The organism is Microcoleus sp. Pol11C2 (assembly GCF_036701505.1).
Lineage (GTDB): Bacteria > Cyanobacteriota > Cyanobacteriia > Cyanobacteriales > Microcoleaceae > Microcoleus.
In genome coordinates this window covers 1-26,737 of record NZ_JAUBQX010000072.1, presented here as the reverse complement: position 1 = coordinate 26,737, position 26,737 = coordinate 1, and the positions used below count along the sequence as shown (strand labels likewise).

Annotated in this window: 19 protein-coding genes; 4 read left to right on the top strand and 15 right to left on the bottom strand. The window is 44.2% G+C overall.

Annotation, left to right across the window (positions count from 1 at the left end):
- Both QUA42_RS25555 and QUA42_RS25550 read left to right on the top strand, forming a co-directional pair.
- A partial coding sequence (locus QUA42_RS25555; protein WP_333141220.1) for an ADP-ribosylglycohydrolase family protein occupies nt 1–1,013 on the top strand: 1,013 nt, incomplete at its 5' end.
- A gap of 241 nt (nt 1,014–1,254) precedes the next feature.
- Complete coding sequence (locus QUA42_RS25550; RefSeq protein WP_333141218.1) at nt 1,255–2,985, top strand: NAD(P)H-quinone oxidoreductase subunit 4; 1,731 nt, start codon at nt 1,255–1,257, stop codon at nt 2,983–2,985.
- 67 nt (nt 2,986–3,052) lie between these two features.
- On the opposite strand, the gene QUA42_RS25545 is transcribed toward QUA42_RS25550, so the two are convergent.
- The 4 genes from QUA42_RS25545 to QUA42_RS25530 all read right to left on the bottom strand — a co-directional run bounded on the left by QUA42_RS25545 (nt 3,053) and on the right by QUA42_RS25530 (nt 12,614).
- On the bottom strand, nt 3,053–4,696 hold the full coding sequence (locus QUA42_RS25545; protein ID WP_333141216.1) for an NB-ARC domain-containing protein: 1,644 nt from the start codon (nt 4,694–4,696) through the stop codon (nt 3,053–3,055).
- Nucleotides 4,697–5,115: 419 nt separating this feature from the next.
- Complete coding sequence (locus tag QUA42_RS25540; protein WP_333141214.1) at nt 5,116–7,080, bottom strand: ABC transporter ATP-binding protein/permease; 1,965 nt, start codon at nt 7,078–7,080, stop codon at nt 5,116–5,118.
- A 210-nt stretch (nt 7,081–7,290) separates the two neighbouring features.
- Complete coding sequence (locus tag QUA42_RS25535; RefSeq protein WP_333141213.1) at nt 7,291–8,148, bottom strand: DUF1361 domain-containing protein; 858 nt, start codon at nt 8,146–8,148, stop codon at nt 7,291–7,293.
- 188 nt (nt 8,149–8,336) lie between these two features.
- Nucleotides 8,337–12,614, bottom strand: a complete 4,278-nt coding sequence (locus QUA42_RS25530) for a PAS domain S-box protein (protein WP_333141211.1) — start codon at nt 12,612–12,614, stop codon at nt 8,337–8,339.
- Between the two features lie 370 nt (nt 12,615–12,984).
- Here QUA42_RS25530 and QUA42_RS25525 point away from each other — a divergent pair, with 370 nt between their 5' ends.
- A complete protein-coding gene (locus tag QUA42_RS25525; protein ID WP_333141209.1) occupies nt 12,985–14,352 on the top strand; it encodes a TldD/PmbA family protein in 1,368 nt (455 codons plus the stop codon).
- 22 nt (nt 14,353–14,374) lie between these two features.
- Here QUA42_RS25525 and QUA42_RS25520 read toward each other — a convergent pair whose 3' ends face one another.
- The 7 genes from QUA42_RS25520 to bioF form a co-directional block, all read right to left on the bottom strand.
- Nucleotides 14,375–14,596, bottom strand: coding sequence for a hypothetical protein (locus tag QUA42_RS25520; protein WP_333141207.1), 222 nt, complete (start codon nt 14,594–14,596; stop codon nt 14,375–14,377).
- 11 nt (nt 14,597–14,607) lie between these two features.
- Entirely contained in the window at nt 14,608–15,999 is a 1,392-nt protein-coding gene (locus tag QUA42_RS25515; protein ID WP_333141205.1) for an ATP-binding protein, read from the bottom strand.
- A 157-nt stretch (nt 16,000–16,156) separates the two neighbouring features.
- A complete protein-coding gene (locus QUA42_RS25510) occupies nt 16,157–17,494 on the bottom strand; it encodes an ATP-binding protein (protein ID WP_333141203.1) in 1,338 nt (445 codons plus the stop codon).
- Between the two features lie 152 nt (nt 17,495–17,646).
- The gene (locus tag QUA42_RS25505) at nt 17,647–18,018 is read right to left on the bottom strand and encodes a response regulator (RefSeq protein ID WP_333141201.1); all 372 of its coding nucleotides are present in this window, start codon (nt 18,016–18,018) and stop codon (nt 17,647–17,649) included.
- A gap of 12 nt (nt 18,019–18,030) precedes the next feature.
- A complete protein-coding gene (locus QUA42_RS25500; protein ID WP_333141198.1) occupies nt 18,031–20,955 on the bottom strand; it encodes an ATP-binding protein in 2,925 nt (974 codons plus the stop codon).
- A 1,108-nt stretch (nt 20,956–22,063) separates the two neighbouring features.
- Nucleotides 22,064–22,213 carry an arginine synthesis PII-interacting regulator PirA gene (pirA, locus tag QUA42_RS25495; RefSeq protein WP_172185012.1) on the bottom strand — a complete coding sequence of 50 codons (150 nt, stop codon included), beginning with the start codon at nt 22,211–22,213 and terminating at the stop codon, nt 22,064–22,066.
- A gap of 305 nt (nt 22,214–22,518) precedes the next feature.
- Nucleotides 22,519–23,691 (bottom strand): 8-amino-7-oxononanoate synthase, encoded by a 1,173-nt coding sequence (gene bioF, locus QUA42_RS25490; RefSeq protein ID WP_333141196.1) that lies wholly within the window; start codon nt 23,689–23,691, stop codon nt 22,519–22,521.
- 66 nt (nt 23,692–23,757) lie between these two features.
- Between bioF and QUA42_RS25485 the strand changes: the two genes are divergently transcribed.
- Nucleotides 23,758–24,693: an exopolyphosphatase gene (locus tag QUA42_RS25485; RefSeq protein WP_333141194.1), complete on the top strand. Its 936-nt coding sequence runs from the start codon at nt 23,758–23,760 to the stop codon at nt 24,691–24,693.
- Between the two features lie 123 nt (nt 24,694–24,816).
- On the opposite strand, the gene QUA42_RS25480 is transcribed toward QUA42_RS25485, so the two are convergent.
- Genes QUA42_RS25480 through QUA42_RS25465 form a run of 4 tightly spaced genes read right to left on the bottom strand, consistent with a single transcriptional unit; the run spans nt 24,817 to nt 26,546 of the window.
- Entirely contained in the window at nt 24,817–25,050 is a 234-nt protein-coding gene (locus tag QUA42_RS25480) for a hypothetical protein (protein ID WP_333141192.1), read from the bottom strand.
- 20 nt (nt 25,051–25,070) lie between these two features.
- Complete coding sequence (locus tag QUA42_RS25475) at nt 25,071–25,637, bottom strand: glycosyltransferase (protein WP_333141190.1); 567 nt, start codon at nt 25,635–25,637, stop codon at nt 25,071–25,073.
- Nucleotides 25,638–25,684: 47 nt separating this feature from the next.
- The gene (locus tag QUA42_RS25470; RefSeq protein WP_333141188.1) at nt 25,685–26,101 is read right to left on the bottom strand and encodes a hypothetical protein; all 417 of its coding nucleotides are present in this window, start codon (nt 26,099–26,101) and stop codon (nt 25,685–25,687) included.
- A 37-nt stretch (nt 26,102–26,138) separates the two neighbouring features.
- A complete protein-coding gene (locus tag QUA42_RS25465; protein WP_333141222.1) occupies nt 26,139–26,546 on the bottom strand; it encodes a transposase in 408 nt (135 codons plus the stop codon).
- Nucleotides 26,547–26,737 lie beyond the last annotated feature (191 nt).

The following is a 26,737-nucleotide window of genomic DNA, read 5'->3' as shown; positions in this document are numbered from 1 at the left end:
ATACGTCAATATACTTACACACAGAAAATTATTTAGGATTGTTTATAAATATAGAAAATCATTTAGGATTGCTATATTACTTTATGCAACAAATACAACGTTATCGAGGCAGTCTTCTCGGTTTAGCAGTTGGCGATGCTCTTGGAACAACTTTGGAGTTCCATCGCCCAGGCACGTTTGCCCCTATTAACGATATGGTTGGCGGCGGCCCCTTTCGACTGCAACCGGGCGAGTGGACGGACGATAGTTCGATGGCACTTTGTTTAGCTGAAAGTTTGATTGAAAAACAAGGTTTCGATCCAGTCCATCAGTTAGAAACTTATTTGCGGTGGTGGCGAGACGGACATTTGAGCAGCACTGGTAAATGTTTTGATATTGGCAATACGGTGCAACAAGCACTTTGGAAGTTTGAAGATACAAGAAAACCTTACTGCGGTTCTACTGAGTCTTCGACTGCTGGAAATGGTTCGATTATGCGTTTGGCTCCCGTGCCTTTGTTTTATGCTACAAATCCTTTGGAAGTCATAGAAAAATCTGGACAAAGTTCGAGAACTACTCACGGTGCTGCTACCTGTGTGGATGCTTGCCGTTATTTCGGTGCTTTAATTGCGGGGGCTGTGAATGGGGTTGCTAAAGATGTGTTGCTTTCTGAAAGATATTGTCCGATTTCGGGATATTGGGCAGCACATCCGCTGGTGTCAGAGATTGATGAGATTGCGGCGGGTTCTTTTAAACTTCGACAACCTCCTGAAATCAAAGGCACTGGTTATGTTGTCAAGTCTTTGGAGGCGGCACTTTGGGCGTTTTACAACAGTTCTTCTTTTTCTGAAGGCTGTTTGTTGGCTGTGAATTTGGGCGACGATGCGGATACCACGGGTGCGGTTTACGGACAGTTGGCGGGGGCTTTTTACGGAGAATCTGGTATACCGGAAAAATGGCGATCGCAATTGGCGTATCTCCCTTTAATTGAAGCTTTTGCCGAACAACTCTGGACTTTATCTCGATCGATCTGAATGTTTACCACAGTTTGGCACTGCATGACAACAGGGTAAGCGGTCATCGGTAATTGTCAACCGCTAAGCAGCAACTAAGGACTAAATAATTGAAAAACTTCTTGACTTTTGCAGCAAATTGTGTGTAGCTGATGTACTCCCCATCTTTCTAAAAAAAAGATTAATTTACAAATCTTAATTTTTGATTAAATTTAGTATTATAATCTTGGTAAATTCCAACTAAGTATTTTTTCTCACTATCATGATAGCGGATCAATTTCCTTGGCTGACCGCAATTGTCATCCTACCCCTCCTAGCTTCCCTCGCCATCCCTTTTCTGCCCGATACAGACGGCAAAACAGTGCGCTGGTATGCCCTAGGCGTAGGCATTGCAGATTTTGTATTAATGTGCTGGGTGTTTTGGACTCATTACGATCCAAGCATCTCTAGTTTCCAAATCGTAGAACAATATTCCTGGATACCTTCTTTAGGTCTCAACTGGTCTGTTTCCGTTGACGGACTGTCAGTTCCGCTGGTACTGTTGGCGGGATTGGTGACGACTCTATCTATTTTTGCTGCATGGGAAGTCGATCGCAAGCCACGACTCTTCTACTTCCTGATGCTAGTGATGTACTCGGCACAAATAGGAGTGTTCGTCGCCCAAGACATCATGCTACTGTTCATTGTCTGGGAACTAGAACTAATTCCGGTGTACCTCCTCATCTCGATTTGGGGCGGACAAAACCGCCGCTACGCAGCTACCAAATTCTTGATTTACACCGCAGGCGCTTCCATCTTTATTTTGATAGCTGCCTTAGCAATGGCATTCTACGGCGGAGGCACCCCCACCTTCGACATGGTAGAACTAGGCTTGAAGGATTACCCACTGGGTTTAGAATTACTGCTTTATGCGGGATTGCTGATTGCATTCGGTGTGAAACTGGCGATTTTCCCCTTCCACACTTGGCTACCTGATGCCCACGGTGAAGCATCTTCTCCTGTGTCGATGATTCTGGCAGGCGTATTGCTGAAAATGGGTGGATACGGACTGATTCGCCTGAATTTAGAACTTCTTCCCCAAGCACACGTTTACTTTGCACCGATTATGGCGGTGCTCGGCGTGGTCAACATTATCTACGGCGCGCTGAATTCCTTCGGCCAATCGAACATGAAGCGCCGCCTAGCGAATTCGTCGATTTCTCACATGGGATTCGTGTTGTTGGGTATTGCTTCCTTCACGGATTTGGGAATCAACGGGGCGCTGTTGCAAATGATTTCCCACGGTTTAATCGCCTCAGTATTGTTTTTCCTGGCTGGCGTTACTTACGATCGCACCCATACAATGATCATGGACGAGATGGGCGAGATTGGGAAAGTCATGCCGAAAGTGTTTGCCTTGTTTACCGCAGGCGCGATGGCATCCTTGGCACTCCCCGGAATGAGCGGTTTTGCTAGCGAATTGTCCGTGTTTGTGGGCGTCGCAACTAGCGATATGTACAGCGGTTCTTTCCGCGCGGTGACAGTTTTCCTGGCGGCAGTGGGACTGATTTTGACGCCGATTTATTTGCTCTCGATGCTGCGACAGTTATTTTACAACTGTGGGACACTAGCGGCTTGCGACCTTGAAGATCTAAATTTGCAGAATCAGAGAAACAATCTGGATGAAGCGGTTTGTTTTGGTAATAGTTGCGTTTTGCCGGGTGATGCACCGTTTATTGATGCTAAACCTCGGGAAGTGGCGATCGCATTTTGCTTTTTGATACCGATTGTCGGCATTGGTTTTTATCCCAACATGGCGATGCAAGTCTACGATGCCAAGACTGTCGCAGTCAACGCAGAAGTCCGCCAATCTTACATCCAAATCGCTCAACAAAATCCTCGGATTTATGCGAATCAACTTTTGGTTCCCAAAATTGCCCAAGCTCAAAAATCGCCGGCTTTGGACAAAATTACACGGTCTGAATCTGCATCGGTTTTTGGCATTGTCAAATAATTTTATCGAATTCTGTTTTTGTTGAAAATTGGGCGATCGCTTTTGTCAAAGGGCGATCGCTTTTTTCTTATCGCTGAATTTCTGAAATAATCTGCGCCAGATTCTCCCTAGCATATCCCACCTCAAGAATGGATTTCTCCTCCAGGTCAGAGGCAACTTTATTCAAGATATTTAGCGGTTCTTCAGAGCCTGTCGTATTCACAAACAACACTTGCAACCGAGTTTTTACTAATGCTAAAATAGAGCGACTTCCCTCGCCTTTATCCCCTTTCCGTTTAGCAATATTGATGCTCAATTTGTGAGTTTTCAACAGCCCCATTCTTTCTATTCCTTGGGTCTTAACCGTTTCCAAAACCTCCGCTCGAATCTGCTCGACTAATCTGTCGGTCACATATTGCACTATCAAAGGCTGAAGCATAAAAACTGTTTCGCCGCCCTCACTGATTTTGTCAATCAGCGAGCGACGACCCAGAGAATCGAGATTTTTTAGCAAATCTGAAAGCGATGAATTGACCAAGAGCTTCTCTCGCAAATTCGCTAGGGAAATCGGGCTTTGAGCAATAGCAATCCAGTAGGCAATCTCTTGTTCAGAACTCGACATTCTCTCGAACTGCTGCGCCAGCAAATTGCTGATATGTTCTTCAATAAATAACGCCGTTGCTTCCAAAAGCTTTAAAACATTTCCCTCGAAAAACTCGTTAATTGTTGTCGCTACAATCTTTAATGCTAACAGATTGCCTCCGTACCGGGATAACAAGATTTCCAACTCTTGATCTTGAGGCGACAAACCTTTTTCTTGGAAAATTTCCCGCGCTATTTCCTCGGAAATAGCAGGTTTTAAAGACCGCACTTTTTCTCCCGCCAGCAAAGCCAGTTCTGTAGGTTCTTCCGAACTAACTAGCAGTAAACAGCTATTGTGATTGACCTCACAGAGCCGCACAATTAAATCTCGATATCCTTCGCAGCCTTCGCGGTAGTGTCCCGCTAATTCTTCTGGTCTGAGAACCGCTTCAAAATCGTCTAAAATTACCAGACAGCGGTGTTTTCGCAAATACTCGACCAAACGCGAAATTTTGCTGTTGAGGTCGATCCTCTTCGATGGCTCCGCTAACGGCACATCGGGTTTTTGTGGGTTAGAAAAAAGTTGAATTAAGCTCCCTAGGAAGTCGGATGGTGCGGGTGTCGATCGCAGCGATCGCCAAATCACAAAATCAAACTCATTCTGTACCTGTTTTGCCAACTGCACCGACAGAGTTGTTTTGCCGCTACCAGCCAAACCAAGCAGCGCTATTAGGCGACAATTATCTGATACAATCCACTGCTTTAAAGTAGTTAATTCTTCAGTCCGTCCGTAAAAAACCGAAACATCCGGTGCTTGACCCCAATCTTCCTGTCGGTGTCCAATCGCCATCTTCAATAGAGAACCTTTACCTCCACTAAAATCGCTCGTTCCCTGAGCGATGTGGTATGAAAACAGCAACTGATGCCTCAATTCCGAAAGCTTTCCAGGGCCGTTCCCCCCGATCTGAAACTTTTTGTAAACTTCGCCAAGTCTTTTGCGAACGGCGATGTCGCTAATGCCAAGCTTTGTGGCGATCGTCGCTGTAGATTGACCGTCGAGAGCCATAAACACAGTTTCTAACTCGGCATCTGTGACACCGCGCTGTTTGGCGATCGTTTGCACAAAGTTTTGAGGAATCGGAGTAGTCAAGGTAGGAATCTCGTCTATACTAAAAATCTATCTTCTATTATATTGTGTGAGTTCTCGCGGGCGAGCAATTGAATCGAATCTACCAACGTTCAGCTTGCTTTTTGTTGTTTGGGCAGTTTTAGATATTTATACCCAATTATCGATTGTGATACCAGTTTAAAAAAATGCAACTCTAGGCCCATACTCCAAACCAATACACAATCAGTCATTCCCAATTCTTTAATTCTTTAATCTAAGATGGTATGAGAAACGGGGAGTTAATCTGCATTAATTGTTGCTATTTCCTACCGGTAAAACCTATTGTAGAGTGGAGGCGCGGCGCTTAATTTATGGCACCAAACCATAAATCTCCACCCGCACCACAACCCACGGCGAACCAAAAACCGGGTAAATTTACAATTTTGGAAAGCAGCGCTGTATCAGCCAAAATTTGTCGCACTAGCGCGGTATTCTTGGGCCGAAAGCAGCCGCCAACTCCCATCGCCCATAAGTTCCAAAACCTGCTGGTGATATTTCACTAAACTCAATCGGTGGCCGACACTCACAAACGTAGTTTTAGTGGCTTGCAACTGCTCGTATAAATGTTGCTCGTTCTTCAAATCCAAAGCACTTGTCGCCTCATCCAAAATAGTGTATCTCGGTTCCGTCAATAACAATCTAGCAAAACCTAAACGTTGCTGTTCTCCCAGCGACAAAATCTCACCCCAATCTAACTCCGCATCAAAACCGCCCAATCTGTCCGGCAAATCGGCTAAGTTTACTGATGCCAAAACGCGGCGCAATTTTTCCTCATCAACCTCGCTGCTGCTGTTGGGATAGAGAAGTTGCGATCGCAAACTACCCAAAATCATATAAGGACGCTGCGGCAAAAACAGCATTTCCTCCAATTCCGGCCGCGCCAAACGGCCGGTTCCCGATTGCCACAAGCCCGCAATTGCCCGCAGTAAAGAACTTTTCCCAGCACCGCTTTGACCTACAATTAACAGTCCTTCACCGGGCGACACGGCTACCGACAAATCTCTAATTAAAGTTTTTTGATGCTGGGGAGTATCTAAAGTAACGTGTTCCAGTGTCAATTGCGAACTTATAACTGTATCGATTGTTCTTAAGTCTAGTTGAACAGCACTTTTTTCATCCCTTAAAAACTCATTAAACGTGGCTAAACGATTAATTCCCGCTGCAAATAAACTCAAGCTTTCAATCCTATATACAACCAAAGAAAACGCTTCTGAAACCTGACGAAAAGCAAATTCAGCTTGAGTAATATCGCCGTATCTGATCTCACCGGCAAAGTAGATAGAAGCCAGGAATACAGAGGGAATAATATAAGTTGCATATCTATAGCCAACTCTAAAATATCCCAAATTCCGCTGCCAACCAATTAGTAAATGAAAATTCCGAACTGCTTTTAAAAATCGGTGTTTCACCTGAACAGATTCCTGTGCTTCTCCTCGGTAAAAAGCAATTAATTCTGCATGGTCCCGAATGTGAACCAATCCATAGCGAAAGTCAGCCTCTTTGGAGAGCTGATTGAAGTTCAAAAATATCAACCTTTTGCCAAAAATTACCATAACTGTCGTGCCAAAGACAGCATAAATAATTAGCCCGATCGAAAGACCTTTGGAAATAGACCACAGAATACCTGTAAAAGAAATAATATCGATCACTGCCCCCAATATCAGCAGCAAAAACTCTAAACTTGTGTTCGTGAAAGATTGGATATCTTCAGCAATCCGTTGGTCGGGATTGTCGATTTCCTTCTGAGAATTGATTTCGTAATAAGCGCGGTTTTGAAAATAACTACCCAGGAAACTCTCACTCATCCACTCTCGCCAGTACAATCCCAGTTTATCTTGGGTATAGCCATAAATAACAACTATCGGGGTAGCGATAATAAAAACTCCAGCATAAACCCACATAAACCGCCAAAAAGTAATCTGATCTTTTTCAGCTAGTGCTGTCGTGAAAAAATTACTAATATAGCTAATCACTACGTTAATTCCGCTAACAGACAGTGACAAAAATAGCAGCAGAGCTAACATTACCCACTGCTTCCAGCGCGGTATCAACTTGCTTCTGAAAAAGACAAAAGCAACCAGCGGGAGAATTAACATTAAACCAACGATCGTAATTCTCGGTGAGTATATAATTCCTGTGATCAAAGTAGCTAAGCCAGCCGCAACCCCGTTAAAAGCCTCGGGAAATAAGACTTGAGTACCCAAACATACAGCGCTGACGAACACAAACATCGCAGCGAAAAGAAATATCAACAACAGCGCTACTAATCCTAAAAAGATTCTGCTACCCCCAGGCTCTAAAGGATAAAAATAAGGTTGAGCGATCGCAATAAATCTCTGCCACAACTGACGGTCAAATCGATTCATCTTTGCTGTTTACAAAACTACTTTGACTTTTTTAACATATCAAGTCTTGTGACAAACCGCAGCAGTAATTTATTTCGGAGTTTCGCGAAAAAATTTGTCTCACCCCCAGGCGGAAACTTGTTTTCCGAGTTAACTGGTGGAGAGAAAAAAGTTGGGATCTTAGTTCAAGCTCTTAGATTCATCTGTGGAGTCAATCCTTTAATCTCAAATCTAAAATCTTAAATCGATGGGATCAGAAGCAGTGGCGCTTTCGCCGGACAACGCCGACTGCAATTTACTGCTGTAAAATCGCTGGCTAATTCCTAAAATTACTTGTTTCATTACCCAATACAAAACAGCAATTACTACAAAAGTTACAGCCATTACTAAAACCGGACGCTTACCTATCAAATCGTTCATTACTGTGTTAACTAGCGCATCCGGGTTAGTAAGAATATCCCAAGTGTTGAAGCGGATAAATCGCCCTAAATAAATTCCGATCGCCGAAAGTGCGTGTATAGTTATCTCTGTTGCCAGGATAAATTTACTCCAACCCTGTTGCTTCAAATAGTAACCCAAATTCATCACCGACAGCACGTAAGCCCCAAACCCGACCAGCATAAACGCCAGATACTGCGGGATCAAAGCTAGAGTCACAGTCCATACCGAGTTCCCCTCTTTAATCTGCTCAATCAGGTGAATGATATCAGTTAAAACGTAGGGCGCATTGGGCAAAAATGCGATAAACCAGAAAAAACCGCCCCACCAGCGGAGAGAGCGAACTCCGCGCTGCCGCAGTACCCAGATGTCTAAAGCCATCAGTGCCAGCGTAATCGCGATCGCGCCCAAAAGGTAAGTTTTTCCTACATCTTGCACAATGTGCTTCAGATAGTTAAAAACATGGCGCGTACTGGGCAAAAAAGTAGCGCCCAGGAGAATGCCCGTACCCCACAGCAGCCAGCGCGATCGAGGTTTGCGGAACAGCCAAAAACTCAGGCCCAGCGGTACTAAACTCAAAAACAAATTCCAAGACATCCAACGGACATTGTGTCCCATTGCTTGCAGCGCTTCCAGGATTAATCCCATCATGTCAATTTTTATACAATTAAAGGTTTGATGCAGCACCGCTGCCTTAGCAGCTTCAGTCTATTTTAGTCGTTAACTTGTAGGGTGCGTCAGCTTATCGCTCCGCGCCTGAAAATTAAGAATTGCTAACCCCCCCTACCACTGTGGAGTCAATCTCTAATCTAAAATCTAAGATCGAGTGACGCACCATACTATTTATACACTTGGTGGATCGGAATCTCAATCTTAAAATTTGTTCCGCATCCTATGGACGAAATACAGCCAATCTTGCCCTTGTGCTTTTCTACCACAATCGAGTGCGCGATAGACATTCCCAACCCCGTACCTTTCCCCACAGCTTTCGTAGTAAAAAACGGGTTAAAAATTCGATCAACTATCCCATCGGGAATGCCCGTACCGTTGTCCGAAATTTCTACCCTCACAGTGTTCTGGGTGGTTACATCAGTGGAAATAGTAATGCGGCCACTCTTGGTCTCTAATGGTGGAACCGATAACTGGTGATATCGTTCTTCAATAGCATCAATTGCATTAGCAATAATATTCATAAACACCTGATTCAGTTGGCTCGCATAGCACTCCACCAGTGGCAGGTTTCCAAACTCCTTAATTACTTCAATTTCCGGGCGGCTGTCCCGACTCTTCAAGCGGTGCTGCAAAATTAACAAAGTGCTTTCAATCCCCACGTGAATATCGACCAACTTCATTGCGGATTCATCCAGTCGTGAGAAATTTCTGAGGGACAACACAATTTGGCGGATGCGCTCGGTTCCTACCTGCATTGAACCCACAAGTTTTCTTAAATCCTCAGCCATGAAATCCAAATCTATCTCTTGAATGCGCTCCACAATTTTTGAATTATGTTCGGGATACTCATGTTCGTAAAGACTCACCAGTTCAAGCAACTGTTTTGTATACTGGTTTAGATAATCAATATTAGCGTAAATGAAGTTAACGGGATTATTAATCTCGTGTGCAATTCCAGCAACTAATTGCCCCAAAGAAGACATTTTTTCAGTTTGGATTAGCTGAGTTTGAGTAGAGCGCAATTCCTGCAGCGCTGACTCTAAATCTCGAGCTTTTTCTCTTTCTCGCGCCTCGCTTTGTCGCAGTGCTTCCTCTGCTTGCTTGCGAGTCGTAATATCCTGGCAAAATCCAATTATTACCTGAGCCTGACCGTCAACATTCCTGCTAAAAATAGTATCCCGGCTTTGCATCCACAAAAATTGACCATCTGCTGCCCGTACCCGGTACTCAATTTCCCTAATTTCGCCATCTTCAATTCCTGCAAAGCTGGCGTGATGTTTCACAATTTTAGGCAAATCTTCGGGGTGTATTAACTGAGACATCAGTGACGAATTCATCGCTGTAATTTCGTCGGTGGTATAGCCCAGAAGCGCGAGCATTGAAGTATTAGTGTAGATATTTCGCTCTTCTTCTAAGTCGTAGAGATACAAAATACCGGGAGTAGCTGATGCTACTTTTTGAATAAACTGCTGGCTTTCTTGCAAAGCTAATTCAGCTTGTTTGCGATCGGTAACATCAACGGCGATGCCGTCCCAAAGAATATCGCCATTTTCTTTAGCTTCAGGACGCGAATTTATCTGAAACCAATGAATGTTGCCGGAAGGTAGCACCATCCGTCCTTCCCACTGCGACGGTTGCAGATTTAGGGCTGAAATAGCAACAGATTCGTCATAATTTTGGCGGTTTTCGGGATGAATCAAATCTGTGACCAAAGCCGCATTTTTCAGAACATCTTCTGGTTCTAACTCAAAAAGTTCTCGGCAAGCAGCACTTATGTAAGGAAAACTAAAAGAGCCATCTGGACATAACAAAAATTGATAAATGATTCCAGGCAAATTAGCAGACAGCTTTTGGAATTTGGCCTCGCTTTCCTGCAGTGCTTCCTCTGCTTTTTTGCGCTCCGTAATGTCAGTAATTGAACCAACCATGCGGACCGCTTTTCCAGATGCGTCCCACAAAGCTTGTCCGCGACTCAATATCCATTTGTAGGCGATGTTGTAGCACCACAATCGGTATTCGGTGATGTAATGCGGCGTTTTTCTCTCCAAGTGTTCTTGAAGAAGTTGCTGAGAAATCGCTAAATCATCGGGATGTAAACTCTTATTCCATTTGTTATTGTAATCGCTAATGTCACTATCTTCGTAACCAGTGATTTCCTTAAAGCGCTCTGACACAAAAAGTTCACCTGTTTGCAAGTTCCAGTCCCAAATGCCGTCATTGTTGCCTTTGAGTGCTAACTGCCAGCGTTCTTCAGTTTGCATCAATTGAGCAGTTCTCTGTTTGACTCTATCTTCTAGTTCTTGGTTGAGTTGTTTGAGACTTTCTTCTGCTTGTTTGCGTTCGATCGCAATTCCTGCTAAGTTTATGATCGCCTCTATCAATTGCAGCTCAAAAAAATGGGACTTGCGTGGTTGAGAATAATACATTCCAAAAGTTCCCAAAACCTGACCCTGAGATGAAAAAATAGGAGTAGACAAGCAAGCTCTCAGTCCAAAACTCAAGGCTAAATCTCGAAAATTTTTCCACAAAGGATCCCTGGCAATATCTGTAACGATCACCTGTTGGCGGCTAAAGGCAGCAGTGCCACAGGAACCGACATCCGGGCCGATGGCTATGCCATGAATAGCAGCATTGTAACTGTCGGGCAAACTGGGCGCTGCTCCGTGCAGCAAATGTTGGCCGTCTGGAGCGAGAAGCAATATCGAACCCATGACATCTCTAGATTGCTGCTCGATAATTTCAACTAAACTATTTAAAGTAGCGCCAAGATTTGCCCCCTTAGCAATCATTTCTAAAATTTGTTTTTGACCGGTCAACCAACTTTCAGCTTGCTTGCGCTCCGTAATGTCGCGGGCTATCCAAATAAAAGTGTTTTCCTGCATTGGAGAAATGTTAGCGACAAACCAAACTTCTTGGTGGTCTATTTGCAGGCTGTATTCTATGGAATGGGTCTGTTTTGTGTCGGCGGTAAGTTGAATTTGACTGAGGAAAAAATCTGCTGTTTCTTGTGGCAGGATATCGTGCAGAGTTTTGTCTATAAGTTCCGCCGACGGTTTGTATAAAAGTTCGGGATTTGTGGGCGCAATTTTCAGATAACGTCCCTCAATATCAATCACAAAAATTACGTCGTTCATGGCAGCGAACAAAGCTCGAAGTTCCGATTCCGAAGCTTGGAGGGCGATTTCAGCTTGTTTGCGATCGCTAATATCCGTCCCGATACAAAGCAGTCCTGCAAAATTCCCCTTCGCATCGAGTAAAGGTTTATTTGTCCACGCTATCCACACCCTTTCCCCATTGCTGCGGATGCTTTCATTTTCGTTTTGGAAGTATTTTTCCGGCTGTGCCAAACAGTCTCGAATCTTTGTCGCGAGGTCACTTTCAAATAAATCTGTTTTGGGTATAATTGTGCCGATCGCACTTTTGCCGATGATTTCTGCTTCTGAATACCCGAAAAAAGTTTCAGCAAACTCGTTAAAAAAAGTAATCTTGCCTTCACTGTCTAACTGCACAATCATGCTGTTAGCATTCTCAACTAATTGCCGGTACTTAACTTCGCTGGAACGCAGTTTCGCACGGCCGTACACCCAGCTAAAAACTGCGACCCCGGTCAAAAGTGCCAGCAAGCCGCCTCCAAAAAGCAGCCAGCCCCGAAACGGCGAATTCGCAGTCCATCCTCCCGCCGGAATTGCTGCCAACTGCCAGGAACCGTTGGGCAAAGTTACTTCCAGCAGCACGGGATTGTGCTGAAAAATTGACCCGTCACCGAAAAACACAGGGCCGGATGCTCCCTTCCCGTCTTTGCCCCTCAGAGCGTATTGGAGCTTCCCTGAGGAGTCGTTGAGTCCTGCTTCCTCAATCAGGGAATTTTTGTCGATGATTAGACCTGTCAAGCCCCAGTAAACTCCTGTTTCAGGCTCGGCGCCGGAGGGTGTGAGAAAAATCGGCGATCGGCTGATGAACGTCTCGTCTCCCTCCAATAATTTCACGGGCCCGGCTAGCAAAGTTTTTCTGGTTCGGATGACCTCTTTGACCATTGGTCGCTGTTCGGGTAGCGTCGTCAAGTCAACCCCGATCACCGCATCATTTCCCTCCTGTGGATAAATGTAAGCGACCGTCGTGCCTTTAACTAAAGTTATGGCGCGAATACCCGGTTGCTGTGCCACCAGAATTCTCGCCGTCGCTGTAAACTCGGCTTCAGTGATGTTTGGGTTGTTGGAAAGGTAAGCCCCCAAGCCCCGCATCAAAAACAGGCGGGAATTCAAAGAGCCTTCCAGCTTAGAACGGACTGTGCTGAGCCGATCGAGGGTGCTAGCGCGGTTGTAGTGAAAAAACCGCCGCTGTTCCGATCGATCTAAAATGCTAACTCCGACCAAAATTGCTATTGATGCCGAAATTGCTGCTAAATACGGTGAAATTTGGAATTTTTTAACCTTAAAGTATGCCATCTGCCGGGGGTTAAGGTATTTTTTTAAGTCTTTAGATAGATTTAGTTTAGTTTGACTTCTCTAAACAAAGGCAAGCTTTTGGGGATACCGGGCTTTTGGCAAGCGGGCGCGAGTTTGTTGTTTTCTAAGCTGTTGTGCATTTGAATTTTATATTTCAAGGTCGTATTTTCCACTCGTCAAATCCTCGCAGCGGATAGGGTGCTGCCCCTATCGGCTTCTGGCGACTCGTCATTTATCGGGTAGGGCGCGCCATGCTCCCGCACCACAGGGGTGGGGCAGCGCGCACCCGAAAGACGGGAGTTATTAGCTAAAATAAGGTTAGCAATAATTTTTTTCAGCGCTACGGCTAATCATTCATAGGGGCAATTTGATGCAAGAACAGTTGATGGAAGCGATCGCACCTTACCGCGATCGCGTAGATTATTTAGAAGTTCGCCTCGAACAAAGCGAGTCAACTGCGATTAGTTTTCGCGGCCCTCAGTTAGATGCTGTCAACCGAAGTTTTAGTCTCGCCGGCGGCATCCGCGCCTGTCACAAAGGTGGCTGGAGTTTTGTAACTTTTAACGGTTTAGCTGAGTTAAAAAACCGCATTGAAGAAGCTGTAGTGCAGTCTCGTTTGGTTGGCAGCGAAAAAACTCAACTAGCAGATGTCACCCCGATTCAAGATTATGTAGCGGTGGAATTGGGTCGCGACCCGCGCTCTATTACTCTAGCCGAAAAGCGGAAATTGCTCGAATCTTACAATCAGTTGCTGTTAGATTATGACCCGCGAATTCAGACGACAATCGCAGGTTACAGCGACAGATTTGGGATTACTTATTTTGTGAATTCTCAAGGTACTTGCATCGCTCAAGAGCGCTTGGACGTGACCGGCCGTTTCGGAGCGATCGCCCGCGGCGAGGGCGGTGTCGTCCGCCAAGGGTTTGAGTCGATTCACTCGCGATCGGATTACGATGTCTTGACAAATATTGAAGATCGTGTTAAAAGTGCGGCCGTTCGAGCTGTGGGCCAACTAGAGGCAAAATCGGTGAAAGGCGGTCAGTATCCGGTGATTTTAGACCCTTATTTGTCGGGGGTGTTTATTCACGAAGCTTTCGGGCATTTGTCGGAAGCAGACGGCATTTACGAAAACCCGAAAATGCAGGAATTGTTGACTTTGGGCAAGCCTGTGGCGATCGAACAATTGAATGTAATTGACGACGCAACTGTACCGGGATTGCCGGGAACTTTGAAATACGACGACGAAGGCGTGCCTGCTCAGTGCAAGCATTTAATTAAAAATGGAGTTTTAGCGGCTCGAATGCACAATCGCGAGACTGCGGGCAAAATGGGCGAAAGTCCGACGGGAAATGCCCGAGCTCTGAGTGCTACTTTTATGCCTTTGGTGCGGATGACTAATACTGCGATCGAGTCTGGCGAACATTCTTTTGACGAAATGGTTGCGGACATTGACGAAGGAGTTTATGCAGTGCGGATGTTGGGAGGACAAACCAACGGCGAAATGTTTACCTTTGCGGCGGCTCAAGGGTTCATGATTCGCGACGGCAAATTAGCCGAACCGGTGAGCGATGTCACTTTAAGCGGCAATGTATTTCAGACTTTAAAGGATATTGAGTCTATAGGAAACGACTCGGTTTATGCCTACGGCGGCTGCGGTAAAAATGGCCAGAGTGGTTTGCCCGTAAGCGTCGGTGGCCCTCATCTGCGGATTAAAAATGTTGTAGTCGGAGGAAGGTAATCATTAGTCATTAGTTATTAGTTCAAGAGTTACGCAACTGGTTAAGGTGAGGGCGCGATCGCGCCCTCACCTTAACCAGTCCGCGACCCTGACAAGCTGACAAACGACTTAAAATCTGGTATTTACTTTCACTCCCGCTGAGTGCGATGCCGCAGGCTACCGCTACCAAAGGTGTAAATTTCCGCCCCTCAATTCGCACAACGAATAAGCTTGACTTGTACGCATTTCGCGTTCTTTTAGCCAATTTTATTCCCCTTAACTCGCCTTCATCTCTACCCGCTCGCTCTGCCTAATCGGAATCTCAATCACAAATTCTGAACCTCGATCTGGCTGCGAAAAACACTTCAAATCTCCGCCGTGCTTCTCCACCACAATCTGATAGCTGATCGATAATCCCAAGCCCGTGCCATCACCCAGAGGTTTAGTTGTAAAAAAAGGATTAAATAGCCGATTTATTACATCGCTTGTCATCCCCGGGCCATTATCTTTAAAACTGATTCTTACCGACTCGCAATTCAGCAGAGAAGTAGAAATCGTAATCGTCCTAGGCTCGTTTTTAATTTGCTCAGGGCTGAGTTTTTTATCATAGTGATTCAAGGCATAAATGGCATTGCTTAGCAAATTCATAAATACCTGATTCAACTGACAGGCATAACATTCTATTTGTGGCAAATCTCCGTATTCTTTAATAACTTGAATAGACGAACAATTCGGCTTAGCCTTGAGCTGACTCTGCAAAATTACTAGAGAGCTATCGATTCCCTCATGAATACTAACGGGTTTCATCTCAGCTTCGTCTAGGCGCGAGAAGTTCCGCAAAGTCACCACAATCTGACGGATACGTTCTGCCCCCAATTGCATCGAAGACAGCATTTTAGGCATATCCTCTTTGATAAATTCCAGCTCTATTTGCTCAATTAAAGCTTCGATTTCAGGGTATTTATCGGCATCGTGCTGCTGGTAAAGCGTGATTAAACTCAATAGCTGATGAGTGTAATCCGCGACATAAGTTAAGTTGCCATAGATGAAGTTAACGGGATTATTAATTTCGTGGGCAATACCTGCAATTAGTTGTCCTAAGCTCGACATTTTCTCAGTCTGAATAAGCTGAGACTGAGTGCGCTGTAAATTTTGCAGTGCCAGTTCTAGTTGGATGGCTTTTTCTCGCTCTCGCGCCTCCGATTGCCGTAATTTCTCCTCTCTTTCCTGGCGGGCGCGCTCGTTGTCCTTTAGCTGTTGCACATGGCATAAAGTTTTGTTAATTGTAATTTCTAAATCCTGAAAATTGATTGGCTTAATCAAAAAGTCAAATGCCCCGCCGTTCATTGCCTTTCTGATATTTCCCAAGTCGCCATAGGCAGATATAACTACTGTTTTGACCAGAGTAACTAGCTCGTTAAGTTTCGCGAGCAAAGCCATGCCATCCATGACTGGCATATTAATGTCTGTCAGTATAATATCTATATCCGGCTGCTCTCGCAACGTTGAAAGCGCTTCTACACCATTGTGTGCAAAAAAAACTTGGTATTCTCCTGTGCGGATCTTTTGTCTAAATTTCTGGCAAATTAAAGTTTCTAAATCTGGCTCGTCATCCACAAATAATATTTTAGCTGGCATCTGGAGAGCCATTTCGGTTGTAGGCGACATTTTTTGAACTCCTGGGGTTCATTAACTTATCCAACGAGTAATTTTTATCTACTTTACGTCCTATTATAGATTATTTCAGGAGTAATGAAAAGGCTGGTTTCTGCAAGGGCAAACCGGATGGCTAGAATAGGCTCTGAGTTTGGTAAAAGTCGATGGATTAGCTAAGGGTGAGTGTCGCCCTCGTTTGTCTGATTGGAATTTCAATCCAGAACTCTGTTCCCTGCCCCACCTCTGAAAAACACTTCAATGCGCCCCCATGCTTCTCCTGTACAATTTGGTAGCTGATATAGAGACCCAAACCAGTACCCTCACCTACAGGCTTAGTAGTAAAAAATGGTTCAAAAATACGGTCTTTCACCTGGGCGGTCATTCCCGGCCCATTATCCAGAATTTGAATGACGACACGGGATTTTTCCTCTAGCAGAAAAGTGCGAATAGTAATGGCCAGCGGGCAAGCGCGGATGTCCTCTAGTGACCGTTGTTTGTTGTACTCCTTCAAAGCATCAATCGCATTAGAAAGGATGTTGATAAACACCTGGTTTACTTCTGCAGCATAGCATTCGACTAAAGGCAGAGCGCTGTAGTCCTCGATCACTTGAATCTCTGGACGCCCTGCCCTTGTGTGAAGTCGATTCTGCAAAATCATCAGGCTGCTTTTTATCCCCTCGTGAATGTCAACAGGCTTTATGTGAGCTTCATCCAACCTTGAGAAGTTACGCAAAGACAAAACAATCTTCTGAATGCGGTCAACACCCCCTTTCATCGAAGCCAGAATTGCGGGTAAATCTGCTATCAGAAATTCCAAATCTATGGCTTCGATTTCAGTTTGAATCTCCGAACTGGGAGGAGTGTACTGCTGCTGATAGAGATGCAGCAGGTGGAGTAGGTCTTGAATATAATCACTGACGTGGCTGATATTGCCGTAGATAAAATTGACGGGGTTGTTGATTTCATGGGCAATCCCCGCAACCACTTGACCTAAAGAAGACATTTTTGCGGTCTGAATCAGTTGAGCTTGGGTCTTTTGTAGGTCTTGCATACAGTTCTGTAAATGCTGAGCTTCTTCTCTAGCGCGAGCTTCTGACTCCCGCAAGCGCTGATTTTCTTTTAACTGTTGCACCTCGTGCAGGGTTTTGTTGAGGGTAATTTCTAAATCCTGAAAATCTATCGGCTTGGTTAGAAAGTCAAAAGCACCGAAGTTCATCGCATTTCTTATATTTTTTATGTCGCTATAGGCTGATATAACTATTGTTTTGAGGGGGAGGTTTATCTGATTAATTTGAGAGAGTAAAGTCAGACCATCCATTTCAGGCATATTAAGGTCGGTCACTACTATATCTATATCCAGGCGTTCTTTCAATTTTTCCAGCGCTTGTACGCCATTATGGGCAAAAAAAAGCTGCCATTTTTCGGCGCGTATTTTTTTTCTAAATCTCTGGGAAATTAGAGATTCTAAATCTAGTTCATCATCCACAAACAGTATTTTTGCTGACATATTAATGTTTCAGTGACTATTAAAACTCATAAAAAATTAGCGCTCCAGAAGCACAGAAGGAAAATGCAATCGAGCAATTTTAACTCGACTGAGGTACTGCTTTTAATTAGGAATTACCCATTACCAATTACCCAATATGTTTCCTTGTGAGTTTACTCCAAATTGAGTATTTTATTTTTGAGTGTATCAAAATTAACAGGCTTAGTAATATAGTCATCAGCTCCATAAGCCATTGCGGTTTGGTAATTTCTCTCATCTCCATAAGCCGTAATCATAAAAACTTTTAAATCTGGAAACTTTTCTTTGAGAATCCTGAGCAGTTCTAGCCCATTCATTCCTGGCATATTAATATCCGATAAAATCAATACAATAGACGCTTCATCCTGGTTTCCTAAGTAGTTCAAAGCTGCCTCTGCGGACAGGCAAAAATGAAATTGAATTTGCCCGGCTTTGATTTCTTTCCTAAATTTCTGCTTGAACAGTGACTGGATATCTTCTTCGTCGTCTACAACCATTACTTTCATTTTTTGAACTCCTTAATTTCTGCTACTTTTTTGGGGCAATATGATTACAAACTCTGTGTAATTTCCAACTTCTGTTTCGACTTTGAGTTCTCCTCGGTGTTGCTGGACAATAACATCCTGACTGATCGAAAGACCTAGACCAGTACCTTCCGCTGGGGGTTTTGTAGTAAAAAAGGGATTGAAAATTTTATCGAGTACCTCCGGTTTTATACCTGAGCCATTATCGCGAATGCGGATTTCAATCGCGTCACCAAGATTTCGAGTTCTAACGTCAAGCAGCGGTGAAAATTCTTGTCCGATTTCTTGCTGCTTTTTATAGGCTGCATAGCAAGCATTGCTAATAATGTTAAGAAAAACCCTGCCGATGTCTTGTGGCACGACCTCTACTTCGCCTATATCACTGTCGTAGTCGGTTTCTATGGTAATGTTAAAAGCAGCTTCCTTGGCTCGCATCCCGTGATAGGCTAGATTGATATATTCGGCTAATAAACTATTTATATCTGTAGCTTCCCAGTGACCGCTTTGTCCCCTAGAATGCAAAAGCATATTGCCAACGATTTTGTCTGCTCTTTGACCGTGTTGATTGATTTTTTTTAGATTAGCTGTGAGATCGGTTAATAGCTCGGCAATATCCTCACTGGTTTCGGGATCTAAACGTTCTGCTTGATTTTCAATTTTTTCAAACAGTTCTTCTGTTAATTCAGCCGAAAGTTCTGAGAAATTGTTGACAAAGTTTAAGGGGTTTCTGATTTCGTGGGCAATCCCTGCGGTTAAACTGCCCAGAGAAGCTAGTTTTTCTTGGACAACAATTTGATTTTGCATAGCTCTGAGATTTGCTTCTATCCGCTGGCGCTCTTCAATCTCATTTTGCAATTGCTGCACAGTATGGGTGAGTTCAGATGTACGCTCCTTGACTTTGATTTCTAGTTCCTCATTAGCTTTTTGCAGTGCTTCTTGGGCTTGCTTGCGATCGGTGATATCGCGCACGATCGCCACATATTCTTGGAGATCCTGATTGGAAAGAGAAGCTTGTTGAGAGAATCTGTTTGAGATAGCAACTTCCAGGATGCGCGAGTTTCCATTGGGTAAGTTGAGGGTGTGTTCGCTGCGACTGAGCCACTGCTCTGGCTGAGCCGCTAATCCGGGTAGTAATTTGTTCAGGTAAGACCCAATGAGCCTTGTAATATCTATTCCGAAGAGGCTTTCAGCAGCGGGATTAGTCTGACGAATTACACCTTTTTCATCCAGCACTACAATAGCATCTAGGGCAATGGTAAAAAGCTGTTGTGCTCCCTCTCGTGCCTCGTCCATTAAGACAACCTGGGATAGGCTCGTCCAACAGGCAACGGCTACCCCGACAAAGGTGATACTCAACACTAGCACTACCAAAAGATTAGAGGCAAGACTTGAGTTAGCCTCTAAGGGGATACCAAACAACCAGCCGACCGTAGCGGCGCTAGAAATCAGTAAAATCACGACTACAACCTGAAACGCCACAAAATCTGGTATCAAGCTCTTGCGCTCTTGCCGATAACGCTTAATCCACCACTCTGGATGAAACGGTGCAAAGGGAATGCGACGGATAGCCGCATCCACTACGAAAACAACCGCAGGAAACAGCAACCCAATCAGCACATCTTCCCGACTCCAAGCTAAGCCTCCAACCAGCAACACCACACCATCAAACATCAAGAAGCCTAATGCCAACCAAGGCCATCGCACTTCTGGAGAGCCTCGCTGCAGCCAGAGTCCGAGATTGAGTGAGATCAACATTACGACGAAGCCAACAGAACCAATCACCAATAGCCGAGTTAGATCTATCCAAAGTAAAGCGATCAAATTAATTAAAACGCAAAATATCAAGCCCGGTTGCAGAACACCTCGTCGGGAAACGATCGCAAACACGGGTGCAACATATCCATCTAAAGCGAGTTGGTACAACATTCGGGGAGAGTTAGAAACCGCAGTGGCGCAAGCTAGAAAACAGCTTGAAGCCAGCAACAGTGTCACGATTAATGAAGCTGACGGGCCCCAAAATGGTACGGCGGCTGCTAATAAATTCTTAAACGAGTCTTCCCCCAGTCCTTCAGCGGTGGCTAAGCGCATTAGTACCCAGGAGTTGGCTAGAAATATCGGCACAATTAGCGCAGCAGCTAAGTTCAGAAACCGCAAAGTTTCACTGGGACGACGGCTGTCGGCGACAAAGGAAGAAGCGGTTTCGCAGGCGCAAGTAGCGTAGATCGCGAAGCATGACCACTTAGCCCAGTCCACAAAGGTTAAGCTTGGCCAACTGCTGGGGAAAAGTCCGGGACTCTCTGGAGATAAAGCTAACCATCCCATCCCTTGAATGCCAAACACCAGTAGAAATCCAATTGCTGGGAACACGAAAAATGCGTGCAGTATTCCTAGGGCGCGAGTGCCGCTAAATGCCACAATATAAGCGATCAGCGTGAATCCAACTATGAGAATTGTTCTGGGACACGGAATGCCCAAGGGTTCCAGGTTAGCTTGGATGAGGTCTGTGATGACGATCGCATTCACTGATGGATATACTACCCAACTCAGGAAGTAAGCGAACGCCGCATAGCGACCCAGAGAGGGATAGTTCCTCAGTAGCCTGGTGATATAGTTGGGTGTTCCCCCGGACATTTCTGGCCAATGTTCCCCTAAGCGTTTCACTTGCAGGTTCAGCATTACCCCCAACAGCACTGCGGGCAGCCAGACGAAAATGGCATTTGGGCCCAGAGCCGCGTACATTGGTGGTGCAATCGTTACCCATGCGATATGACCGCTCAGGCCAAAGCCCCAGCTTTCAATAGAACTCAGGCTTCTCTGGAGGCGCATGGGCGATCGCCTACTAAGATTTTCTGTTGGGGAAGGCTGAGTTGGTTCTGAATGGTAGCCGTTTTCCGGCTGGTCTCGGATGTCTGTCGCCATCAATTTTACCTATATATTTTTTGGATATTGCAGTCGCTACCCAATGTTCAGGTTTATATATCTAAACTTGTTTCTGTTAATAATGGTTGCTAGCCTTAAATTTTGGCTAAGCTGCCATTCCCAGTCAACCATGAAAATCTATCTCAATCCCTATTCAATATTATCTTATTACATTTTATTTCTAACTTCTGAGTGTTGCTAATTTTGTGTTTTTTTAGCACTGCCGTTGATGGCTTCGCCTAACCCGTTGGGTATTTAGGGACTTCAGGCATTACAGAGAAATTGGGCAGGATTTATGCAACTGTCACACCTTTGTCTACCAGCACCCAAAAATTAGACAATAAATATGGGAACTTCGGCAAGTTTTAGTTGCTCAATTAAATAATTTGATAGCAGCCGAGTTTAATTTGATATATTGTTTGACGAGTTTTATCGGCTAAAATTTTGAGCGCCTACCCCACCCAAGTTCATGGCAAGCAATATGATTTCTGGGAATTATAGCTTGACGGCACTGGCAATATTATTTCCCCTTAGTTGCTTGATTTCCTAGGAAATTGCTCAATTTTCCAAGGAATAGCACACATATGAGTGTACGTTATTCGTGCTGGATTGAGTTGGGTTGTTAGTCGCGACTGTCCACTTGTCAGTGCCCCAGACTGCTTAAAGTGATGGGTGAGGCGGTGATCACGCCCTCACCATCTGCCAATTGCGTAACTCCTGTAGTTAATTAGTAGAGTGGGCCTCGGCGCACCTTACTACTACAGATAGTGTCAAAATAGAAGGAATGCAGCGTAAGTCTTGTTTTTCCCTCTTGCTTCTTCGTTCTGACTTCAGAACTTACGCAAAAAATGAATGGTTCAATCCGCTATTGGTACAGACTCTGTGGGCTGAGGCGGACCCTAAAGATAGAGTTTGTGCGTGCAGGAGTGTTCCCTCTTCCTTCTTTCTTCTTCCTTCTCAATAAAAAATCCCGGTTTCTTCAAGAAACCGGGGTTTTTCCTACCAACTAAGAGAGGAGTCAAAAGTTCACAGGTAGCGGTTGCCGGAATTCTGCATTTCTCGCACAACCCTCTAAACCAAACTACGGCAAATTCTAGTTGCAGCTTCTTTAAAGCTGTCTCATTTCCTCTTCAAGCACCCGAACCAAATCTTGATTGCCACTGGATCTCGCTACTTCTATGCGGTGCATCAGTTGCTTGTGAATGTTAGCGCGGTGGGTTTCTGCTACTTTTTTTACGTTTTGACGATTTGTGTTCATGGTGGACGTTCCTTATATTAAATTTGGTGTACCTGCTACTTCTCTAATATAGCGCTAAATTTCAAAAAGTATCTAAATTTACAAAAAATTTACAGTTGTTGACCGATCGACCAAACTCCTGTATAAGATTTGTCATAAGTCAATAGCGATATCTTGACAATCAAAAAAAGAGGCAGAACGCTAGAGCTGCCGAAGGCCGAAAGCTAGAGCTGCAGAAGCCTAGAGCTGCAGAAGGCCGAAGTAAAAATTCTCCCCATCTCACAACATTTACTCAAAGGGTAAGGTACTTATGACGTACCCAACATTTACTCAAAACTCAAAACTTCCTCCAGCGCCTCTACCAACTGCTGAAGGTGTGCGAGCTCGTGAGTTGCCATCAGCGAAATCCGAATTCGACTGACGCTTACAGTCGGAGGCCGAATCGCCGGAGCAAAAATACCCATCTCCTTGAGTTTGCTGCCGACTGTTAAAGCGGAGGCTGCATCTTTTAACGGAAGACTGAAAATAGGGGAGAGGGAATTGCTAATTGGTAATTGGTGATTGGTAATCGCGCAATATTTGAAAGTTTCGATATTTTGTCGCAACCGAACTCGGCGTTCTGGTTCTTGCTGTACAATCCTCACAGCTTCCAAAGCAGCCGCCGCGTCAGCAGGCGTCAATGCTGTAGTATAAATCCAACTCGGAGCTCGATTACGCAGAAAATCAATTAAAGCAGCAGAGCCCGCAACGTAACCACCTAAACTTCCCAAAGCTTTGCTGAGTGTCCCCACTTGAATCAGCGGTGTTCCCGTACACCCGAAATGTTCTGCACAACCGGCACCGCTAGCACCGAAAACTCCTGTAGCGTGAGCTTCATCTACTAATACCATGCAGTTAAAGGTTTCGGCCACAGCCAACAACTGCGGTAGCGGACACAAGTCCCCATCCATGCTAAAGACGCTATCGGTAATAATTAAACACTTGCGGTATCTTGCGCGATTTTTCTCTAACTTTGCCGTTAAATCCTCAAGATTGCAGTGACTGTACTCTAGGGCAGTTGCACCACTGAGTATAGCTCCGTTTTTCAGGCTCGAATGGTTGTACTTGTCAGATAATATCAAATCGCGCTTGCCGACAACGGATGCGATCGCCCCTAGATTCGCCAAATATCCCGAACTGAATACTAAAGCATCTTCAGTTTGTTTTAAATTAGCAATAGCTTGTTCTAGCTGTCGGTGCAAATCGCGGTGTCCGCTAACCAACCTTGAACCTGTCGCACCCGTACCAAATTCCTTAGTTGCACCCATAGCAGCTTGAATTAACCTGTCATGGCCCGCAAGCCCGAGATAATCGTTGCTGGCAAAGTTAATCAGCCGACGGCCTGCTAATTTTACCACCGGCCCAGGGGAACTTTCGATCGATTCTGGCGATCGATACCAATCGGCACGGCGAACTGTGTCCAGGGCCTTCTCTATCCAAGCGTAAGGGTCTGCGTTCATATTGGAAAGCGATCGGGTAATACGTTATATTAGCTGGTGATCAGTTCCTCCGCATCACATAAGCATATGCCACTCACTAAAAAATACAGATTAGTCACCCGCAGCGATTTTGACGGTCTTGTCTGTGCCGTTTTGCTCAAAGAACTCGATATGATCGACGAGATTAAATTCGTGCATCCGAAAGATATGCAGGATGGGAAAATCGAAATAACAAATAACGATATTAGCACCAATTTACCCTATGTTGAGGGAGTTCATCTAGCTTTCGATCACCATTTCAGCGAAACTCTTAGACACGAGAAAATCAAAATTAACCACATCATCGATCCCTATGCAGCTTCAGCAGCTAGGGTACTGTACAAATATTATGGAGGCCCAGCAAAGTTTCCTGATATTTCTGAGGCGATGATGGCTGCCGTTGACAAATCAGATTCTGCTCAATTTGCCCAAGAAGAGGTTCTGCATCCGCAAGAATGGGTGTTGTTAAACTTCATAATGGATGCCAGAACGGGCTTGGGAAGGTTTAAAGAATTTACGGTCTCCAATTATCAGTTAATGATGCAGTTAATCGATTACTGCAAAAATCATACCATCGATGAAATTTTGCAGCTTCCGGATGTAAAAGAAAGAGTAGACCTCTACTTCGAGCAAGAAGAAAAATTTAAAGAGCAAATACAGCGATGCGCCAAAGTTTATAATAATTTAGTTGTTTTGGATTTGCGTAACGAAGAGGTGATTTATGCGGGAAATCGTTTTGTAATTTATGCTTTGTTCCCTCAGTGCAATATATCGATTCACGTACTTTGGGGACTGAAACAACAAAATACTGTTCTCGCAGTTGGCAAGTCAATCTTTAACAAAACTTCTCAAACTAATATTGGGGAGTTAATGTTAAGATATGGCGGCGGTGGGCACCAGAATGCCGGAACTTGTCAGATTGAGAACGACAAAGCTAGTCAAGTTTTGAAAGAGTTAATTGCCCAGATAGAAGAAAATGGTTAAATTGGCTTTATCTTTTTTGCAGTCAGGACTTGAGTCTTTGATTATTTATTTTAATTTTCAGCACTAAAGTCCTTACTACAAAGGAGATTTTTTTTGACTGAAGTCCTTACTGCAAACGGCAGTTTATTCCTCAAGGTCTTGAGCTGGTGGGTTCAGAACATTGAGATTTTCTGAACTGTTGCCTTTGACTGGTGGCAAATGGTCTACCAAACCCATATCAAAAGCGATATCCGGCAACTCATCAGCTTTATATTTTCCTGGCTCAAACAATCGCCCGGGAGTAAAACAAGGCTGTTTCAATCGTACAACCTCCCCGGGCGAAAACATTCCCCTAAACATTTTGCGTTCGAGTCCCATAATTTCTGCTCCTAAAACAACTATCGCATTAATCTTAACAATTTTTGAGTGGCAGCTTCCCAATTAAATAAATCCGCCGTCTCTTTAGCTTTGTGAGCTACCTGAAAACGCATCGGCTCTTCCACAATTTTTCGCAATTGTTCGCGAACAGACTGAACATTGGGTTCTGCCCCATGAGGATCATTTCGGATTTTTAGATACTGAGTATCGTAACACTTTCCGACGGGAATTAGATCGTAAGCAATGGGATAGCAATTATCAGCATTGGCGTACTCGGTCGGGCCACTGTACATAGTCATAGCGAGGGGCAAACCTGCTGCAAAGGCATCCAAAATTTTAATGGCAAAACCCTCGCCGCGAAAGGGAGCTAAAAAAGCATCGGCTGACAAGTAGAAATCAGCTAGTTCTGCTTTATTACAAAATTTAGGGATTATCCGAATTCTTGACTTGAACTTGCCGAATTGTTTTTCGATATTTACGAGATGCTCCACTATAACATCTGGATGTTTGCCACCATCTTTGATTATTAACTCTACGTTAGAATCATCTCTAAACTCTTTCCAAAAAGCTTGAATGGCAAGATCCATGCCAAATCTATACAAATCAAAAGAATTGGTGATGTGCAGAATATACTTTATATCTTCCTGGTTTTTTGTGGTCTGGGAAAATAGAGTTGCGAGATTAAAAGATTGAAACCTAGAGGCATGACTGATACGTTGGCCACCGGACATCCAGCTTTTATTAAAACGTTTTTAGAGTATTGGCTGACGGCTAGTTTGTGGGATAAGTTATTGACAGCATCGTCAATCCAGTAATCATAATCATCAGTGTTTTTGGCGAATTCGTAATTGATAGCAAAAAGTTCTAAATTGAGATGTCCCTTGAGTTCTTTTAAAAAATAAGGTTTCCAGTAATGAGACCATTTTATCTGAAATAAATCTGAGGGTGTGGTGTTCATCCACTTCGCTAGCAGGTCGTTTTCTTCTGCTGTCGAATTGCGGTTGAGATGAGATGCTATTGTTGAAGGTTCGACCGAAATAGGAATTCCCATTTGGTGTAAAGTTTTCGCCAGGGATAATACCAGTTTCCTAAACTCCTGCTACAGATAGACCCTCTAATATGAATGGATATCCCGTCAAAGAAGCAATCACTTCGTTAGTCAGCTTTTTTAACTCTTTTTGCACTGTCTCTATCAATTCTTCTATGCCATCAAATCTCAACCATTTCAATTGTTCCTTGATATACCCCCACAGCCTTTCTATTGGATTCACTTCCGGACTATAAGCCGGTTGAAACAATAAAATTACGTTTTCGGGTATATTTAGGTTCAATGAATTATGAAATCCTCCCTTGTCTAGTTGGATGATATGTAAATCATCCGGATAAGCAGCGGCAAATAGCTCTAAAAACTTCTCAAAACATACTGTATCTAGATGCGTAAATTCATAAAAAAATCCCTCTCCTGTTTGAGGTTCTACTACTCCATATAACCACAGATATACAAAGCCAAGAAAGCACTTTTCCGTGAGGCTTAATTCCTTTGCCAGTTAATTTCCTTGGGTGCATCTCACTTTTGCGAATGTGTCAAAAAAGAGTTAAAATGAAAAAGCTAGGTGCGATTCGTTTAGTCGAAACCCGAAAGGGGGGATGACTAGCAGCAATAGGGTAAACCCATCTGGGTTAGAGT

Bases quoted from the DNA above. Each gene is read 5' to 3' on its own strand.
- QUA42_RS25550 (WP_333141218.1), top strand. From the start codon at position 1,255: ATGATAGCGGATCAATTTCCTTGGCTGACCGCAATTGTCATCCTACCC.
- QUA42_RS25540 (WP_333141214.1), bottom strand. From the start codon at position 7,080: ATGAATCGATTTGACCGTCAGTTGTGGCAGAGATTTATTGCGATCGCT.
- QUA42_RS25535 (WP_333141213.1), bottom strand. From the start codon at position 8,148: ATGATGGGATTAATCCTGGAAGCGCTGCAAGCAATGGGACACAATGTC.
- QUA42_RS25530 (WP_333141211.1), bottom strand. From the start codon at position 12,614: ATGGCATACTTTAAGGTTAAAAAATTCCAAATTTCACCGTATTTAGCA.
- QUA42_RS25525 (WP_333141209.1), top strand. From the start codon at position 12,985: ATGCAAGAACAGTTGATGGAAGCGATCGCACCTTACCGCGATCGCGTA.
- QUA42_RS25515 (WP_333141205.1), bottom strand. From the start codon at position 15,999: ATGTCGCCTACAACCGAAATGGCTCTCCAGATGCCAGCTAAAATATTA.
- QUA42_RS25510 (WP_333141203.1), bottom strand. From the start codon at position 17,494: ATGTCAGCAAAAATACTGTTTGTGGATGATGAACTAGATTTAGAATCT.
- QUA42_RS25505 (WP_333141201.1), bottom strand. From the start codon at position 18,018: ATGAAAGTAATGGTTGTAGACGACGAAGAAGATATCCAGTCACTGTTC.
- QUA42_RS25500 (WP_333141198.1), bottom strand. From the start codon at position 20,955: ATGGCGACAGACATCCGAGACCAGCCGGAAAACGGCTACCATTCAGAA.
- pirA (WP_172185012.1), bottom strand. From the start codon at position 22,213: ATGAACACAAATCGTCAAAACGTAAAAAAAGTAGCAGAAACCCACCGC.
- bioF (WP_333141196.1), bottom strand. From the start codon at position 23,691: ATGAACGCAGACCCTTACGCTTGGATAGAGAAGGCCCTGGACACAGTT.
- QUA42_RS25485 (WP_333141194.1), top strand. From the start codon at position 23,758: ATGCCACTCACTAAAAAATACAGATTAGTCACCCGCAGCGATTTTGAC.
- QUA42_RS25480 (WP_333141192.1), bottom strand. From the start codon at position 25,050: ATGGGACTCGAACGCAAAATGTTTAGGGGAATGTTTTCGCCCGGGGAG.
- QUA42_RS25475 (WP_333141190.1), bottom strand. From the start codon at position 25,637: ATGGATCTTGCCATTCAAGCTTTTTGGAAAGAGTTTAGAGATGATTCT.
- QUA42_RS25470 (WP_333141188.1), bottom strand. From the start codon at position 26,101: ATGGGAATTCCTATTTCGGTCGAACCTTCAACAATAGCATCTCATCTC.